This is a genomic window from Herpetosiphon giganteus, from assembly GCF_016907925.1.
In the GTDB taxonomy this organism is placed as follows: Bacteria; Chloroflexota; Chloroflexia; order Chloroflexales; family Herpetosiphonaceae; genus Herpetosiphon; species Herpetosiphon giganteus.
This window is the reverse complement of sequence record NZ_JAFBCZ010000002.1, coordinates 175108-188705: the sequence shown is the minus strand read 5'-3', so window position 1 is coordinate 188705 and position 13598 is coordinate 175108. Positions and strand designations below refer to the sequence as shown.

The following is a 13598-nucleotide window of genomic DNA, read 5'->3' as shown; positions in this document are numbered from 1 at the left end:
CTTCTGCCACAACATGTATGAAGGATGAAGGATGAAGGATGAAGGATAAATATCGTTCAGCCGTCACTTCAGCTTGGTTTCAATATATTAATCGACGGACTCAGTAAAAATCTAAAGGATGCAAGCTATTCATAATTCATAACTCATCCTTCATATTTCCACTTAGTCTTTGATTGTAATACCCATTGAGCGGGCGGTACCGGCGATAATTTTTTCGGCGGCTTCAACATCGTTGGCGTTCAAATCAGGCATTTTGGTTTCGGCCAATTGGCGCAATTGAGCGCGGGTAATTGAGCCAGCACCTTGAGTCCCAGTTTTGCCGCTACCACGTTGAATCCCAGCAGCTTTGCGCAACAAGTCGGCAGCAGGTGGGGTTTTCAGAATGTAGGTAAACGAGCGGTCTGAGTAAACCGTAATTTCAACGGGAATAATCGTGCCAACTTGAGCTGACGTTTTTTCGTTGTAATCTTTACAAAACGCCATAATGTTGATACCAGTTGCACCAAGTGCAGGACCAACGGGTGGTGCAGGCGTTGCTTTACCAGCAGGCAATTGCAACTTTACGACTGCGGTTACTTTCTTTGCCACAAGGGACTCCTTCGCGAACTAGGTGTCGCGGGTGTTTATTCGATAACCCGGATAACTTGTAAGAAATCAAGCTCAACTGGTGCTTCGCGACCAAAGAACGAAACAAGCACGCGTACGCGGCCTCGTTCTTCGTCAATCTCATCGACCACGCCTTCAAAATCGGTGAAGGGGCCGTCGGTAATTTTGACAGTTTGGCCAATTTCGTAGTTGACCTTGACTTTGGGTGCTTCTTCTTCCATTTGCTTCAGAATAAAGCGAACTTCTTCATCGGCCAATGGTGATGGCTTGGTTCCCATGCCCACAAACGAGGTGACACCTGGTGTATTACGCACCACATACCACGAATCGTCGGTCATGGCCATCTGAACCAGCACATAGCCAGGAAACACCTTTTTTTGAACAGTCCGACGTTGGCCATTTTTGATTTCAATCTCTTCTTCGGTTGGCACGACGACGCGGAAAATTTGGTTCCGCATATCCATCGATTCAATCCGATGTCGGAGATTTTGCATCACTTTGTTTTCATAGCCTGAGTAGGTATGAATAACATACCAATGGACACCCTCGGGATCAAGCGTTGTTTCTGCTTCGTTTTCGTTGTCAGACATACTGAGCCTCGCATTTGGCGGTATTTATTGGATGATCCGCACCAGCGTTTCAAATAGCAAGTCGAAGACTGCTAGAATCGACCCGACCAACAACGAAATGCCAATCACGACTAGCGTCAAGCGTTGAGTTTCCTCGCGGCTTGGCCAAACGACCTTGCGCATTTCCGAAAACGCATCGCGGAAAAATTGGGCGATTGGATTCGGTTTGTAATCTTCTTTGTCTTCTGTTGCCACGGCCACCACAACCTCCTGATGAAATAGAAATGCTGCGGGGCGCTAGGCGCGACCGCGTTTGCGCAATTTCTGGTACTACTTCGTTTCGCGGTGCAAGGTGCGTTTGCGCAAACGTGGGCAGTACTTCATCAATTCTAAACGATTTGTGTCGTTTTTGCGATTCTTGGTCGTTGTGTAATTGCGATCGCCACACTCGGTACAAGCCAAGGTGATCACAATTCGGTTTTCTTTCTTTGCCATGATAAAACCTCTGTAGATGTGAATCAGTGCCAAACATAATAATGCGGGGTTGCCCCCGTCTTGTTATGCTTAGCCTGCTGCTGACGCAGGTTGAGGCACAAACGCGACCAGACCAAGCGGCTGATCGCGTTTGTGCTTTTTCAAAGCATTAGCTTATGCGATGATTTCGGTCACGATACCAGCACCCACGGTGCGGCCACCTTCACGAATCGCAAATTTCAAGCCTTGTTCGATAGCAACCGGAACGATCAACTCCACCGTCATTTGGATGTTGTCGCCTGGCATCACCATTTCCACGCCTTCGGGCAAGCCAATCGCACCCGTCACGTCCGTCGTCCGCACGTAAAACTGTGGGCGATAGCCACTGAAGAATGGGCTGTGGCGGCCACCTTCTTCTTTCTTCAACACGTACACTTCGGCTTTGAACTTGGTGTGGGGCTTGATCGAGCCTGGTTTTGCCAAGACTTGACCGCGTTCCACGTCCGTCCGTTCAATCCCGCGCAAGAGTGCCCCCACGTTGTCGCCGGCGCGACCTTCGTCCAGCAACTTCTTGAACATTTCCACGCCGGTGACGGCAGTGGTGCGTACGTCTGGTCCCATCCCGATGATTTCAATCGTATCGCCAACTTTGACGATCCCGCGTTCGATCCGACCGGTTACCACGGTACCGCGGCCTTTGATCGAGAACACGTCTTCGATCGGCATCAAGAATGGTTTGTCGATGGCGCGTTCTGGCGTTGGGATATAGTCGTCAACCGCTTGCATCAATTCTTGGATCGATTGATACTCTGGTTGGCTCGCATCGGTTGATGCGCTATCCAATGCGCCTTTGGCTGAGCCACGCACGATCGGAATTTCGTCGCCCGGGAAGCCGTATTTGGTCAGCAACTCGCGCAATTCCATTTCGACCAGTTCGAGCAACTCAGGGTCGTCCATCATGTCGACTTTGTTCAAGAAGACGACCATCGCGGGCACTTCAACTTGGCCAGCCAAGAGGATGTGTTCGCGGGTTTGGGGCATCGGGCCGTCGGGTGCCGACACCACCAAGATCGCACCGTCCATTTGGGCAGCGCCGGTAATCATGTTTTTGATATAGTCGGCGTGGCCTGGGCAGTCGACGTGGGCATAGTGGCGATTTTCGGTTTCGTACTCAACGTGCGAAATCGAAATCGTAATCCCACGTGCGCGTTCTTCTGGAGCGTTGTCGATTTGATCGAAAGCGCGGAATTCAGCGCGACCACGAAGTGCCATGGTTTTGGTGATGGCAGCGGTCAAGGTCGTCTTGCCGTGGTCAACGTGGCCGATCGTCCCAATGTTGATGTGGGGCTTGTTCCGCTCGAACTTTTGCTTAGCCATTGAGTGTTTGTCCTCCTACAATCCCAAAATGGGGTTTTGTAAGTTTCAATGAAAACGACCCGCACAAAGTGTCGGATCGTTTTCCAGCATAGGTATGGAGCCCTTGACGGAACTCGAATCCGTGACCTCACCCTTACCAAGGGTGTGCTCTACCAACTGAGCTACAAGGGCATTTGTCTTTGACATGGAAAACAAGTTGGTGGGCAGGGAGGGATTCGAACCCCCGTAGGCGAAGCCAGCGGATTTACAGTCCGCCCCATTTGACCGCTCTGGTACCTACCCACTTTTTTGTAAACCTGCCATTTTCTGGCAGCGCGGGTGATTATAGCCGAAGATTGATTGCTTGTCAAATTGTAAGGTTCTGAGCAAGTTTTTGAATCCCAGCGCGCCATTGATTCGGCTCAGTCAAGGCCGAAAGCATAATCCGACAATCATCATTCCAATCGAAAAAGAAGCCAGGATGCACCAACACGCCTTGCTCGATTAAGCGCACAACCAAGGCTTCATCGTCATATTCATCACGCACTTGGAGAAATAGATAATAGCCACCAGCTGGCTCGCTCCAAATCAAACGCGGATGGGCTGCCAAGTGTTGCCGCGCATAATCAATATTGCTGCGCACACGCTCCAGCATCTGGGCAATAAACGCTGGCGCTACCTGCAATAAATCCGGCAGCATGGTCTGAATCAGCGTGCTACAACTCAGAAAGGTATCGTTGATCAATTCTAAGCGCTCTGCATAGCGCTGTGCCGCTTGGTTCAGCGCAATCCAGCCCAACTTGAGGTCGGGCAAGGCCAAGAGCTTCGAAATCCCGTTCAGGTGAAATACTGGTACATCTGGGTGCAGCACACCCAAGGGTGGCACGGTAGGCTTAGCCAACGCAAATGGCGCAAATACTTCATCGCAGATCAACGGAATGCCAAGCTGTTGCAATGCTGCAATTGGCTCGCTAATAATCGCACCCGTTGGATTGTGTGGCGAAATCAGCAAAATTGCGCGCGTGCGCTCATCTGCTGCCGCTAGCAACGAAGCCTGATCAAGCGCCCAATCGTTGGCAGGATCAAGCTCGTAAGTTCGCAGCTCAACGTGATGCAAATCGGCCAAATATTCAAACAATGGGTAGGTCACATTCGGGCCAAGAATATTATCGCCTGGCGCGGTGAGCAGCGAAAACAACAAGCTATAGGCTTCACTGGTGCTGGCAGTAATAAAAATATCATCAAGCGTCAGCGCCAAGGCTGGGGTGCGTTGCTGATAATAGTTGAGAATTGCTTGGCGAGCTGGCTCCAAACCGCGTGGATTTGGCTCGTAGCGCCGTTGCGCCCAATAGCGTTGGGCCGCTTGCTGCAACACCTCAGGCGGAAAAAGCAAACCTTGCTGGGTTGGATTGCTACTGGTCAGATCAATAAAATGACCCGCCGCAGCGCGGCGAGCCATTTCAATCTGGTTGGGGGTTAAATCTGTATCATCAAAAACCACAAGCCACATTCCTAAATTGCAATATTCTTTTCGGCGATAATTTTGGCAATGCCATCGCGCAACGAGCCAGCGGTGCGCAGGCCTTCCCACGTGATGCCAAGCGCCACCAAGGTGCTCGCAACATGAGCGCGAATCCCAGTAATCACACATTCAGCGCCAAGCAAGCGAATTGCCCGCGCCAACTGAATCAGGTGTTGTGCAGTAGCGGTATCAACCACCGAAACGGCGGTAATATCGAGCAAGACGGTATGCGCTCGCTCTTGAGCAACCCGATTCAACAACAAATCGGTGAGATTTTCGAGGCGTTTGCTTTCGAGGTGACCAACGATTGGCAGCACCAAAACCCCATCAAGCACCGGAATAACCGGCGTTTCGAGGTCGCGCACCAATTCAAGCAAGCGGGCTTGCTCAGCAGCTTGGCGCTCAACTTGGGCTAAGGTTTTAGCCTGCGCTGCTTGCGATTCTTCAGCAATCCGGCGGCGCTCATTGGCCTCGTTCAACGATTGTCGCAAGGTATTGCTCAAACCAAGCAACAACAGCGCAATCATCACAATCCCGCCACCAATAAAGGCTGGCACCAGCACTTTCGAAATAACCAAATTCAGGTGCAGGTTATTCAGCCATTCTGGCGGAGTTTGTTGCACGCCATTCAAAATCGCAAAAACAATCGTAAAGACCACGCCAATGACTGCTGACCAAGTAATTAATTCGTGGCGATCAGCAGTAACCGCATAAATACTCACCACACTGGTGACCGAAATTGCAATCAAATAGCCATTTTGGAAGAAGAGCGCAATTTCGATTAAGGCAACCATTGAGCTAATTAAGGCCGCCCACAAACGCCACTGCACCGGCTTGTGATTGGTATACCACAAAATTCCGGTCGAACCAATCGATGAAATCGAGAGGATCAGCATTTGAATCCAAGCATCGTTGCCACTAAAGAAATTGAACAGAAACAGAAAGAAGAGGCTCAGTGCGGTCGAACCATTGACAAAGATCCAAACCAAATGAATCCGATCAAGCAGGGATTTGCGCGCAGGCGATAACTCATTGTCGTCAATGGCGGCGGGAAGTAAACTCATTCTGAACGCCCTTTCTTTAGAATGGTATCTTCTATGTCGTGGGCGGTGAGGGATACCATTGCCACAATTGATAGCACGACAAAACTGAGCAAAGCTAATGGTGCAATGGTTAAGGCTCCTGCATATAGCAAGCCGATTCCTAAAATCAACGTTGCCAAGGCAGCCAAACCAAGCTGTTTCGCAGATGGTAATGATCGTTGCATAGTGAAAAACCCGTTGGGAAAAATGGTTATTCGTGAGTATGACATACTCAGTCAGTTCGTGCAACTAGAAATAACAGGACTATAGGACTTTATTTATGGGTTACCTAGGGATATATGCCACGCAAAGGGGTTGGATTCGCTCCCCCAGATAGTACCAGAGCTACTCATACATTTGGCCCATCAGCACGTTTGGCCTTGCAGTGCAAACAAAGGCATTTTGCCCGCACACCAGTGCTTTTGCCATGCAGCTATGTGTATTGATCCATTGGATTGGCAATCATCTTCCCTCACCCCCCAACCCCCTCTCCCACTGAACGCAGGCGAGTGGAGCCGTCGTTTTGTATCACGCATCGCGACAGAACCGCACGATTAAAGCCCCTCGCCCGCGCACGGGAGCGGGGTTGGGGTGAGGGGATCAAGCAGTGGTTAACCGCATGTACCAGTACAGTTATTGGCTAGCATTCTACACCATCAGAATACATATTCTGGCTCGCCGATTGGCCATGAATTGAATTATAATGACAAGGCGGGTGTGCATCGTTGCACAAGCGTGCCACATGTGTAGGAGAACAGAATGCAAGAACAATTGGCTGATTTGAAGGAAAAAATTGGGGTTGCGCAAGATTTAGCGTATGCTGGCGCTGTGTTAAATTGGGATCAAAGCACCTATATGCCCAATGGTGGAGCCGAAGCTCGCGGTCGCCAAATGGCAACGCTGAGCCGTTTGGCCCACGAACATGCGACCTCAGCCGAGGTTGGGCGCTTGCTCGATAAACTCGTGCCTTGGGCCGAACAACAAGATCCCGAGTCGGATGATGCAGCTTTAGTGCTGGTCACCAAGCGCGATTACGACCAAGCGGTGCGTGTGCCAAGCGAGTTTATCGCCGAATTGTATTCGCACATCGCCAAAACCTATACCGCTTGGACTCAAGCCCGCCCCAATAACGACTTCGCAGCAGTTGCGCCGTTGCTCGAAAAAACCTTGGATCTCAGCCGCCGCTATGCCGAGTTCTTCGGCCCAAGCGAGCACATCGCCGATCCATTAATCGATTTGGCAGACCAAGGCATGACCGTCGCCAAAATTCGCGAGATTTTTGGCCCCTTGCGCGAACAACTCGTGCCCTTGGTCAAAACCATCACCGAGCAACCAGCCGCCGACGATAGCTGCTTGCTCCAACACTATCCCGAAGCCGAGCAATTGGCTTTTGGCGAGAGCTTGATCCGCGAAATTGGCTACGATTTCGAACGTGGCCGCCAAGATAAAACTCATCACCCATTTATGACCAAGTTCTCGATTGGCGACGTGCGGATTACCACCCGTTTCCGTGACAACGACCTGAGCGATGGCTTGTTCAGCACGATTCACGAAACTGGCCACGCGGTCTATGAGTTGGGCGTAAACCCAGCCTATGAAAACACGCCATTGGCGAGCGGCGCATCGGCTGGTACGCACGAATCGCAATCGCGTTTGTGGGAAAATGTGGTTGGTCGTAGTCGCGCCTTCTGGCAATACGCCTATCCCAAGGCCCAAGCTGCCTTCCCAACCCAACTTGGCAACGTCGATCTCGAAACCTTCTATCGCGCAATCAACAAAGTGCAACGCTCGTTGGTGCGCACCGATTCCGATGAAGTGACCTACAACTTGCACGTCATGATTCGCTTCGATTTGGAATTGGCCTTGCTCGAAGGCAAATTGGCAATTCGCGATTTGCCCGAAGCCTGGCACGAACGCTACCGCAGCGATTTGGGCATTACTGCGCCAGATGATCGTGATGGCGTGCTGCAAGATGTACACTGGTATGGTGGGATTATCGGTGGCTCGTTCCAAGGTTACACCTTGGGCAACATTCTCAGCGCGCAAATTTTCGATGCCGCTGTAAAGGCCAATCCAAATGTGCCAACCGAAATTAGCCAAGGCCAATTTGCCAACCTGCACAATTGGTTGAAAGCCAATATGTATGTGCATGGCCGCAAATACAGCGTTCCAACCTTGATCCGCAAAGTAACTGGCCAAGACCTCAGCATCGAGCCATACATCCGCTATTTGCGCACCAAATACGGCGAACTCTATTCGTTGTAAAATAGCATTCCACACAGGAAACCGTTGTCGGGGTTGGTTTGTACAAGACCAACCCCGTTTGTGAATTGTTCATGGGTGATTGCATGGATCGGTTGCTTTGGTTTCGCAAACCGCGTTTGCTCAATCTTTTGGCTGGTTGGCGTGATCTCACAGCCCTCGTCGCACTCCGCGCTAGTATTCTTGCCACCACGACCCACCTCGCTGATTATGCTGATGGTGTTGCTGATCAGGCCGAAAGTGTGGCCTATGAGTATGATTATTTGCTGGGTGAATTGCAACAAATTAGCGATGCCCAGACGCTCGAACGCGCCCATTACTACATCGATCGCTTGAGCCGCAGCATTGCCACAGTTCGCACCACCGCCATCAACGATATTAATCTCAATCGGTGGAAGGAATACGACGATATTAACACCGATAGCTTGTGGATGATCGATCGCCGCGATGGCTCAGGCGTGCATTCGGCAGGCTATTGGGGCAATTTTGTGCCGCAAATTCCCAATCAATTGATGCGGCGTTATACCAAACAAGGCGATTGGGTGCTTGATACCTTTGCTGGCTCAGGCACGACGCTGATCGAAGGTCAGCGGCTTGGGCGCAATGTGCTTGGGGTCGAATTGCAAGAACATATGGTTGAATACGCCAACCAAGCAGTTGAGCGCGAGCCAAATCCAGCGGCAATTATCGCCCGTTCGGTGCATGGCGATTGCACCACAATCAATTGGCAAGCGCTTTTAGCTGATTATGGTCAGCGCCATGTGCAGCTAGCAATTATGCACCCGCCCTATTTCGATATTATCAATTTCAGCGATGATGAGCGCGATTTATCCAACGCGCCCTCGGTCGATGATTTTCTGGCCCAAATGGCGGCGGCGGTTGCGCGAGTCGTGCCTGTGCTGCAACGTGGTCGCCATCTCGCAGTAATTATCGGCGATAAATATATGCATGGCGAGTGGGTTGCGCTCGGTTTTCGCACGATGGAAGTGGTGCAGCAACAAGGCTTTCAACTCAAAAGCATCATCGTCAAAAACTTTGAAGAAACGACTGGCAAGCGCCATCAAAAAGAGCTGTGGCGCTACCGAGCCTTGGTTGGCGGCTTCTATATCTTCAAGCACGAGTATATTTTTCTGTTTCGCAAAAAGTAGCCGAGGGGTCAGTGTTTAGGGGTCAGGGGCCAGAAAGTTTTAAACCACGAAGAACACGAAGATGAAAGAAATGAGGCATCAGGGATTCGGTTAGTTAGCAATAGCTTTACCAAATTGTTTTTTCCTAGATCATAGAACCCAACCCTGATCTCTAGCCCCTGAATCCTGACCCCTATAATCAACATTAGCGTTCTTCGCGCTCTTCGCGGGTAAAATTCTATTCTTCATTTTTTCGCCAATAGCGGGAGCCAGTGCCATCGCGCTCAAACAGTTTCACGTCGATCAAATAGCGGCGTAGGTTGGCCACATCGCTGCCAGTGTGCTGCTTGAGCAGTTCGTTGACCTCACGCTCGCTATATTCACGCCCAAGCTCAAATTGCCCAGCCAAATACTCCAACACAGGAATCCGATCGCTATGTTTGCTTGGCCAAGTAACCATGCGCCCTTCACGGTTGAAAAAGCGCTGGATGCTGCTTGGCACAGCTGATTCTGTTTGCTCCACGCTGGTTTGGGCTTGGCTTGGTTGGGTTAGCGTTTGCTCAAACGCCGCAAAAGTAGCCCCAAGTTGGCTGGCAACCAAACGATAACTTTTGGTTGCGCCGCCTGATCGCCGTTCGTGCACAAAGCCAGCATTACGCAAAATGTTCAAATGGCGCGAAACGCTCGATTGCGGCAATTGAGTTTGGCTAATAATCGCTTGGGCTGGCAATTCGCCCTGCGCCAGCAACTCCATAATTTGGATTCGGGCTGCATCGGCTAAGGCTTGCAAGCGAAATAAAAGCTCGTTGCGGCTCACCACTCGTGGCTGAATTTCGCTGCTACTGCCAAAGCCAATGCCAACCCACAAACAACTTGGATCAACCAAAAAGGTCGTGAGGCTAGCATTTTGGGTCGCAGCAAACAGCCGAATTTGGCGTTGCCCTTGTAATTGCTGCCAAGCTTGATTGACTGCATAGCCCAAGTTTTGGCGAAAACCGTTGAGTGCAGCAGTATCAGGAATTTGGCTTTGGAGCTGATTTTTGAGCTGGCTGATTGCGGTTTGGGCTTGTTGCCATTCGTTTTGCAGCCAAGTTTGCCACATATGCGCAAGATGCTGCAAAACCCGCACCAACAATTCGGCGGGCTGCTGCATCGCCGCTAACAACGCTTGCTGGGTCGCCAGCTCGCTATAAATGCCAGCATTGCGCAAGCCCTGCCACAACCGTTCGCTGCTGAGCGAGCCTTGATTGCCAGCAAGTTCGAGAATGTGGTGTTGCAGCTGCGCAACCCATGCAGCAGGCTCGGCGTTGTGTAATTCGCTCAAATAAGCATCCATCGTTTGGCTCGGATCTGCGGGCAATAAGCCAAAACTGAGGCTGGCAACCAACTGATTATCGGCCAATTCTTGGGCGCTGAGGGCTTGGGCTGTGCGTTGAACCCATGCCGTTGCGCCGCGCAAACTGCTTGCTTGATTAAGCAATTGCAGCGTGTTAAGGCTATCGGCAACTGCTGAAGTATGAAATTGCATCATGTTCTCACTTATTTATTCAATAATTAGATAATTGAATAATAAAATAACCCAGCTAGCAGCAAATCAGCCTTCGGAGGGATGTTGCTGCAAAGCCAAGCATGCTACTACTTGTACTACTGGTAATCAGGTTAACCACCGCCTGATCCCCTCACCCCAACCCCTCTCCCACGGAGCGGGAGAGGGGCTTTAATCGCGTGGTTCTACCCGCACTACGTGGTGAAAATGGATGCTCCCCCTCGCCCGCGTTTTCGTGGGAGAGGGGGCTGGGGGGTGAGGGGACACGGTTGCTAATCCAATGAACCAATACAACTACTTGATAGCGAAGATTCAGCATGCGAGGTAGTTACAATGGCACTAGACCCTATCATTCAATCATTTCTGCGTGATCCACGGGTTTATCAAGCGTTTCTTGACGCAGGTTGGTATCCTGAACGCGAGTTTGATCTTACCCAGTGGCAACAGCAATACCTTGAATATGGCTATGTTTGGAATCCAATTGTTGAAACTGTGCTACGTTCATTCGGTGGTTTAACCGTTCATCCACCAACCATAACACCTCGCGTTTATGCGCCTTCAGCGATTCTGTTTGACCCTGGTTTTGTTGATTTTGAGATTAGCCACGAAAGCTTGTTATCAGATGAAACATTGATCCAAAAAGCGCTTTGGCCAATTGGCAATTATGGAGAACAGGGAATCCTTTTTATTGATGAGGAGGCTAGCATTTATCTAGATGGCGGAACATTTTTAATTGATCATGGTTCAATGAGCACTCATGCTGCTGATGCATTAATCTTGGCAATTCGTTATCCAAAACTGTTGCGTGGACGGGTATGGTGGCAACCAAATGGCGTTGATGGAGCGATGGCACCAAGGGCTATTGAAACGGCTACAGTTGTAGATGCTCATTGGGCTAGTAATAAAATTCAATCAATGAATAAACCAGCAGATTGAATCAATTCGATAGGCGTGCTATAGTGCTTGTGGAGGTCGATTATGACTGGAATAATTGAATTAATTGCCCAAACCACTGGCTGTTGCACGCCTGCCAGCGCTGGAATAAACGAAAGCGAAGCCGAGGCGATCAGCGCCGATTTTCAGGTGTTTGCGCATCCAGTGCGGGTGCAATTGCTGACCTTGCTCACCAGATCAAGTGAGGATGTTTGCGTTTGCGATCTTGAGGCAGCGGTTGCGGTCAAACAGCCAACCGTCTCGTATCATCTCAAGTTGTTGCGCGAAGCAGGCTTGGTGAGCTATGAACGGCGTGGCCCGTGGGCCTATTATCGGGTTGAACGCGAACGCCTCGCCAGCCTCAAGGCCCGCATCAACAGCCACTTGGATGGCTGGAATCGCTAGCTGCGGCTAGTTTTTTCGCTTCTGAATTGAATTTTTTCAATAGGATGGCCTATGCAACTTGAACCAATTACTTCAGATCAACAATCAACATTCGAGCAATTATTGAGCGCGGTCGGGTTAGGCAACGAAGGCTTAGGGACGGCTCAAGCCTATGGTTGCTGGCAAAATGGCAATTTGCTGGCTTGTGGCGCATTAGAGGTCTATGGCGAGGTTGGCTTGTTGCGTTCGGTCGCAGTTACGCCAGATCATCAAAACCAAGGTTGGGGTGCGGCATTGCTCGTAGCTTTGGAGCAACAGGCCCGCCAGCAGGGCTTGCAAACCCTCTATCTGCTTACAACTAGCGCCGCCAAGTTCTTTGCCGCCCACGGCTACCAGCCAATCGAACGGAGCGAGGCTGACGAGCGCTTGCATGCTTCGGCCCAGTGGGGCAGCATTTGCAGTAGCGCTGACTTGATGGTAAAGCAGTTCGTATAGCAGCTTCGTGGAGAGCACTTGGGGAATTGGAACGAAATAAGGCGCATTGGCAAACAACGCGCCTTGATTGATTTATTGACGGGCTGCTGCTTTTTGGTCGGCAATGCTTGGCAGGCTTTGTTCTTCGTCCTCGCGGTTCATCCACTTGAAAAAGGCGATCGTAATCGCAAGAATAAAGATTGAGCCGCCTGGAATCCACATAATTAAGGCCCCAATTTGCTGATCGGCGATCGCGCTGATGCCCCAAATCCGTGGCGCTAGCTCGTAGGTTGGGTACAACACACTATCTGCAAAGGTAATCAACGCGCCCAAAATGGTTGGGATAATTGAATTCACAAAGTAGTAGAGCATTTGCACCGGATACGATGAGCGTAATTCTGGCAATGGGATGAGCGATGGTGCCCAGAGCAAAATTGCGCTGCCCATCATCATTTGGTGTTCGAGAATGTGCACCAACTCATTGCGCAAAGCCAAATCGTAAAATTGGGGAAAGTGCCAGCCATTGAAGGAAATATTGAAGGCGCTAAATGCGACGATTGGGTTCACCGCAAAGCGCACAATGCTATAAACCCATGGCAACTGCACCAAAGGCCGTAGCAACCACTCAGGAATGCCAATTAACAGCATGGGAGCGCAAAACATGGTCAAAATCATATGTTGAACCATGTGCATCGTAAACAGATAGCGATCTGCCCACAGCCCAATTGGCGACATAATCGATAAACCTAAGGCCAACAAGCCGCTTAAGAAGGCAACAGCCTTCCCAACTGGGAAAGCTGCTGGCCCACCGAGGCGCTTGCGACTTGGGCCAACTGCCCAGAGATAGCCAACCGTTGCGGCGATTAAGCCCAAAAGCAGCGGCCAATCAAGCGTCCATTCGTTCATTTGTTTACCATAACTCTGGCTGGAATAGAGCAAAGAAACCAAGCATCATCAACAGCACACACACAATTGGGAAGACAAACAGCGTCCCAAACATGCGGCGATCGCCTTTAAGGTGCATATAGAACATCATCACAATTGCACCCTTGATGGTCATCAAAGCGAGCAACAGTGCGACTTCTAATTGCTTGGCCATATGCAAAACCGTCTCATTGACGATCGGAATTGCAATTTCAATCCCAGTCATTACCAACAAGATAAAGAAGATAATCACATACAACTTGGCGTGGCTGTGATGCGCTTCGTGTTCGATTGGGGCGTGTTCATCATGACCGTGGGCCATTATGTACTCCTTGGATA

At 50.5% G+C, this 13598-nt stretch carries 16 protein-coding genes and 2 tRNA genes; 5 read left to right on the top strand and 13 right to left on the bottom strand.

Annotation, left to right across the window (positions count from 1 at the left end; all coding sequences use genetic code 11):
* Positions 1 to 162 precede the first annotated feature (162 nt).
* From rplK to JOD20_RS02305, 10 genes are all read right to left on the bottom strand, one after another.
* Positions 163 to 588: a 50S ribosomal protein L11 gene (gene rplK / locus JOD20_RS02350; RefSeq protein ID WP_054536725.1), complete on the bottom strand. Its 426-nt coding sequence runs from the start codon at positions 586 to 588 to the stop codon at positions 163 to 165.
* 35 nt (positions 589 to 623) lie between these two features.
* Complete coding sequence (gene nusG / locus JOD20_RS02345; RefSeq protein ID WP_204753729.1) at positions 624 to 1196, bottom strand: transcription termination/antitermination protein NusG; 573 nt, start codon at positions 1194 to 1196, stop codon at positions 624 to 626.
* Positions 1197 to 1220: 24 nt separating this feature from the next.
* Positions 1221 to 1436, bottom strand: a complete 216-nt coding sequence (gene secE, locus JOD20_RS26345) for a preprotein translocase subunit SecE (RefSeq protein ID WP_236706941.1) — start codon at positions 1434 to 1436, stop codon at positions 1221 to 1223.
* Positions 1437 to 1505: 69 nt separating this feature from the next.
* A complete protein-coding gene (gene rpmG, locus JOD20_RS02335; protein WP_041303786.1) occupies positions 1506 to 1670 on the bottom strand; it encodes a 50S ribosomal protein L33 in 165 nt (54 codons plus the stop codon).
* A gap of 153 nt (positions 1671 to 1823) precedes the next feature.
* Positions 1824 to 3026 (bottom strand): elongation factor Tu, encoded by a 1203-nt coding sequence (tuf, locus tag JOD20_RS02330; RefSeq protein WP_054535852.1) that lies wholly within the window; start codon positions 3024 to 3026, stop codon positions 1824 to 1826.
* Between the two features lie 95 nt (positions 3027 to 3121).
* Positions 3122 to 3197: transfer RNA gene (locus tag JOD20_RS02325), tRNA-Thr, on the bottom strand.
* Between the two features lie 26 nt (positions 3198 to 3223).
* A tRNA-Tyr gene (locus JOD20_RS02320) sits at positions 3224 to 3308 on the bottom strand.
* Between the two features lie 64 nt (positions 3309 to 3372).
* On the bottom strand, positions 3373 to 4515 hold the full coding sequence (locus JOD20_RS02315) for a pyridoxal phosphate-dependent aminotransferase (RefSeq protein WP_239583685.1): 1143 nt from the start codon (positions 4513 to 4515) through the stop codon (positions 3373 to 3375).
* A gap of 2 nt (positions 4516 to 4517) precedes the next feature.
* Positions 4518 to 5591, bottom strand: a complete 1074-nt coding sequence (locus JOD20_RS02310; RefSeq protein ID WP_204753727.1) for an STAS domain-containing protein — start codon at positions 5589 to 5591, stop codon at positions 4518 to 4520.
* Complete coding sequence (locus JOD20_RS02305; RefSeq protein ID WP_054536720.1) at positions 5588 to 5794, bottom strand: hypothetical protein; 207 nt, start codon at positions 5792 to 5794, stop codon at positions 5588 to 5590. Before JOD20_RS02305 ends, JOD20_RS02310 begins: the two co-directional genes overlap by 4 nt.
* A 574-nt stretch (positions 5795 to 6368) precedes the next feature.
* Here JOD20_RS02305 and JOD20_RS02300 point away from each other — a divergent pair.
* Both JOD20_RS02300 and JOD20_RS02295 read left to right on the top strand, forming a co-directional pair.
* A complete protein-coding gene (locus JOD20_RS02300; protein ID WP_204753726.1) occupies positions 6369 to 7874 on the top strand; it encodes a carboxypeptidase M32 in 1506 nt (501 codons plus the stop codon).
* Between the two features lie 83 nt (positions 7875 to 7957).
* Positions 7958 to 9019 (top strand): TRM11 family SAM-dependent methyltransferase, encoded by a 1062-nt coding sequence (locus JOD20_RS02295; protein WP_204753725.1) that lies wholly within the window; start codon positions 7958 to 7960, stop codon positions 9017 to 9019.
* A gap of 217 nt (positions 9020 to 9236) precedes the next feature.
* On the opposite strand, the gene JOD20_RS02290 is transcribed toward JOD20_RS02295, so the two are convergent.
* A complete protein-coding gene (locus JOD20_RS02290; protein WP_204753724.1) occupies positions 9237 to 10529 on the bottom strand; it encodes a DUF2087 domain-containing protein in 1293 nt (430 codons plus the stop codon).
* A gap of 348 nt (positions 10530 to 10877) precedes the next feature.
* Between JOD20_RS02290 and JOD20_RS02285 the strand changes: the two genes are divergently transcribed.
* The 3 genes from JOD20_RS02285 to JOD20_RS02275 are packed head-to-tail and all read left to right on the top strand — an operon-like array spanning position 10878 to position 12356.
* Positions 10878 to 11480: an SUKH-3 domain-containing protein gene (locus JOD20_RS02285; protein ID WP_204753723.1), complete on the top strand. Its 603-nt coding sequence runs from the start codon at positions 10878 to 10880 to the stop codon at positions 11478 to 11480.
* 42 nt (positions 11481 to 11522) lie between these two features.
* A complete protein-coding gene (locus JOD20_RS02280; RefSeq protein WP_204753722.1) occupies positions 11523 to 11882 on the top strand; it encodes an ArsR/SmtB family transcription factor in 360 nt (119 codons plus the stop codon).
* Between the two features lie 51 nt (positions 11883 to 11933).
* Positions 11934 to 12356 carry a GNAT family N-acetyltransferase gene (locus JOD20_RS02275; protein WP_204753721.1) on the top strand — a complete coding sequence of 141 codons (423 nt, stop codon included), beginning with the start codon at positions 11934 to 11936 and terminating at the stop codon, positions 12354 to 12356.
* Positions 12357 to 12428: 72 nt separating this feature from the next.
* Here the strand turns inward: JOD20_RS02275 and JOD20_RS02270 are convergent, their stop codons facing one another.
* Both JOD20_RS02270 and JOD20_RS02265 read right to left on the bottom strand, forming a co-directional pair.
* Positions 12429 to 13241 carry a cytochrome c oxidase assembly protein gene (locus JOD20_RS02270; RefSeq protein ID WP_204753720.1) on the bottom strand — a complete coding sequence of 271 codons (813 nt, stop codon included), beginning with the start codon at positions 13239 to 13241 and terminating at the stop codon, positions 12429 to 12431.
* Positions 13242 to 13245: 4 nt separating this feature from the next.
* Positions 13246 to 13581 (bottom strand): cytochrome C oxidase subunit IV family protein, encoded by a 336-nt coding sequence (locus JOD20_RS02265; protein WP_204753719.1) that lies wholly within the window; start codon positions 13579 to 13581, stop codon positions 13246 to 13248.
* Between the last annotated feature and the right edge of the window lie 17 nt (positions 13582 to 13598).

Coding starts and splice junctions, on each gene's coding strand:
- JOD20_RS02280 (WP_204753722.1), top strand. CDS start 11,523: ATGACTGGAATAATTGAATTAATTGCCCAAACCACTGGCTGTTGCACG.
- JOD20_RS02300 (WP_204753726.1), top strand. CDS start 6,369: ATGCAAGAACAATTGGCTGATTTGAAGGAAAAAATTGGGGTTGCGCAA.
- JOD20_RS02310 (WP_204753727.1), bottom strand. CDS start 5,591: ATGAGTTTACTTCCCGCCGCCATTGACGACAATGAGTTATCGCCTGCG.
- JOD20_RS02265 (WP_204753719.1), bottom strand. CDS start 13,581: ATGGCCCACGGTCATGATGAACACGCCCCAATCGAACACGAAGCGCAT.
- JOD20_RS02290 (WP_204753724.1), bottom strand. CDS start 10,529: ATGATGCAATTTCATACTTCAGCAGTTGCCGATAGCCTTAACACGCTG.
- tuf (WP_054535852.1), bottom strand. CDS start 3,026: ATGGCTAAGCAAAAGTTCGAGCGGAACAAGCCCCACATCAACATTGGG.
- JOD20_RS02305 (WP_054536720.1), bottom strand. CDS start 5,794: ATGCAACGATCATTACCATCTGCGAAACAGCTTGGTTTGGCTGCCTTG.
- JOD20_RS02275 (WP_204753721.1), top strand. CDS start 11,934: ATGCAACTTGAACCAATTACTTCAGATCAACAATCAACATTCGAGCAA.
- JOD20_RS02270 (WP_204753720.1), bottom strand. CDS start 13,241: ATGAACGAATGGACGCTTGATTGGCCGCTGCTTTTGGGCTTAATCGCC.
- JOD20_RS02295 (WP_204753725.1), top strand. CDS start 7,958: ATGGATCGGTTGCTTTGGTTTCGCAAACCGCGTTTGCTCAATCTTTTG.
- nusG (WP_204753729.1), bottom strand. CDS start 1,196: ATGTCTGACAACGAAAACGAAGCAGAAACAACGCTTGATCCCGAGGGT.
- JOD20_RS02285 (WP_204753723.1), top strand. CDS start 10,878: ATGGCACTAGACCCTATCATTCAATCATTTCTGCGTGATCCACGGGTT.
- JOD20_RS02315 (WP_239583685.1), bottom strand. CDS start 4,515: ATGTGGCTTGTGGTTTTTGATGATACAGATTTAACCCCCAACCAGATT.
- rpmG (WP_041303786.1), bottom strand. CDS start 1,670: ATGGCAAAGAAAGAAAACCGAATTGTGATCACCTTGGCTTGTACCGAG.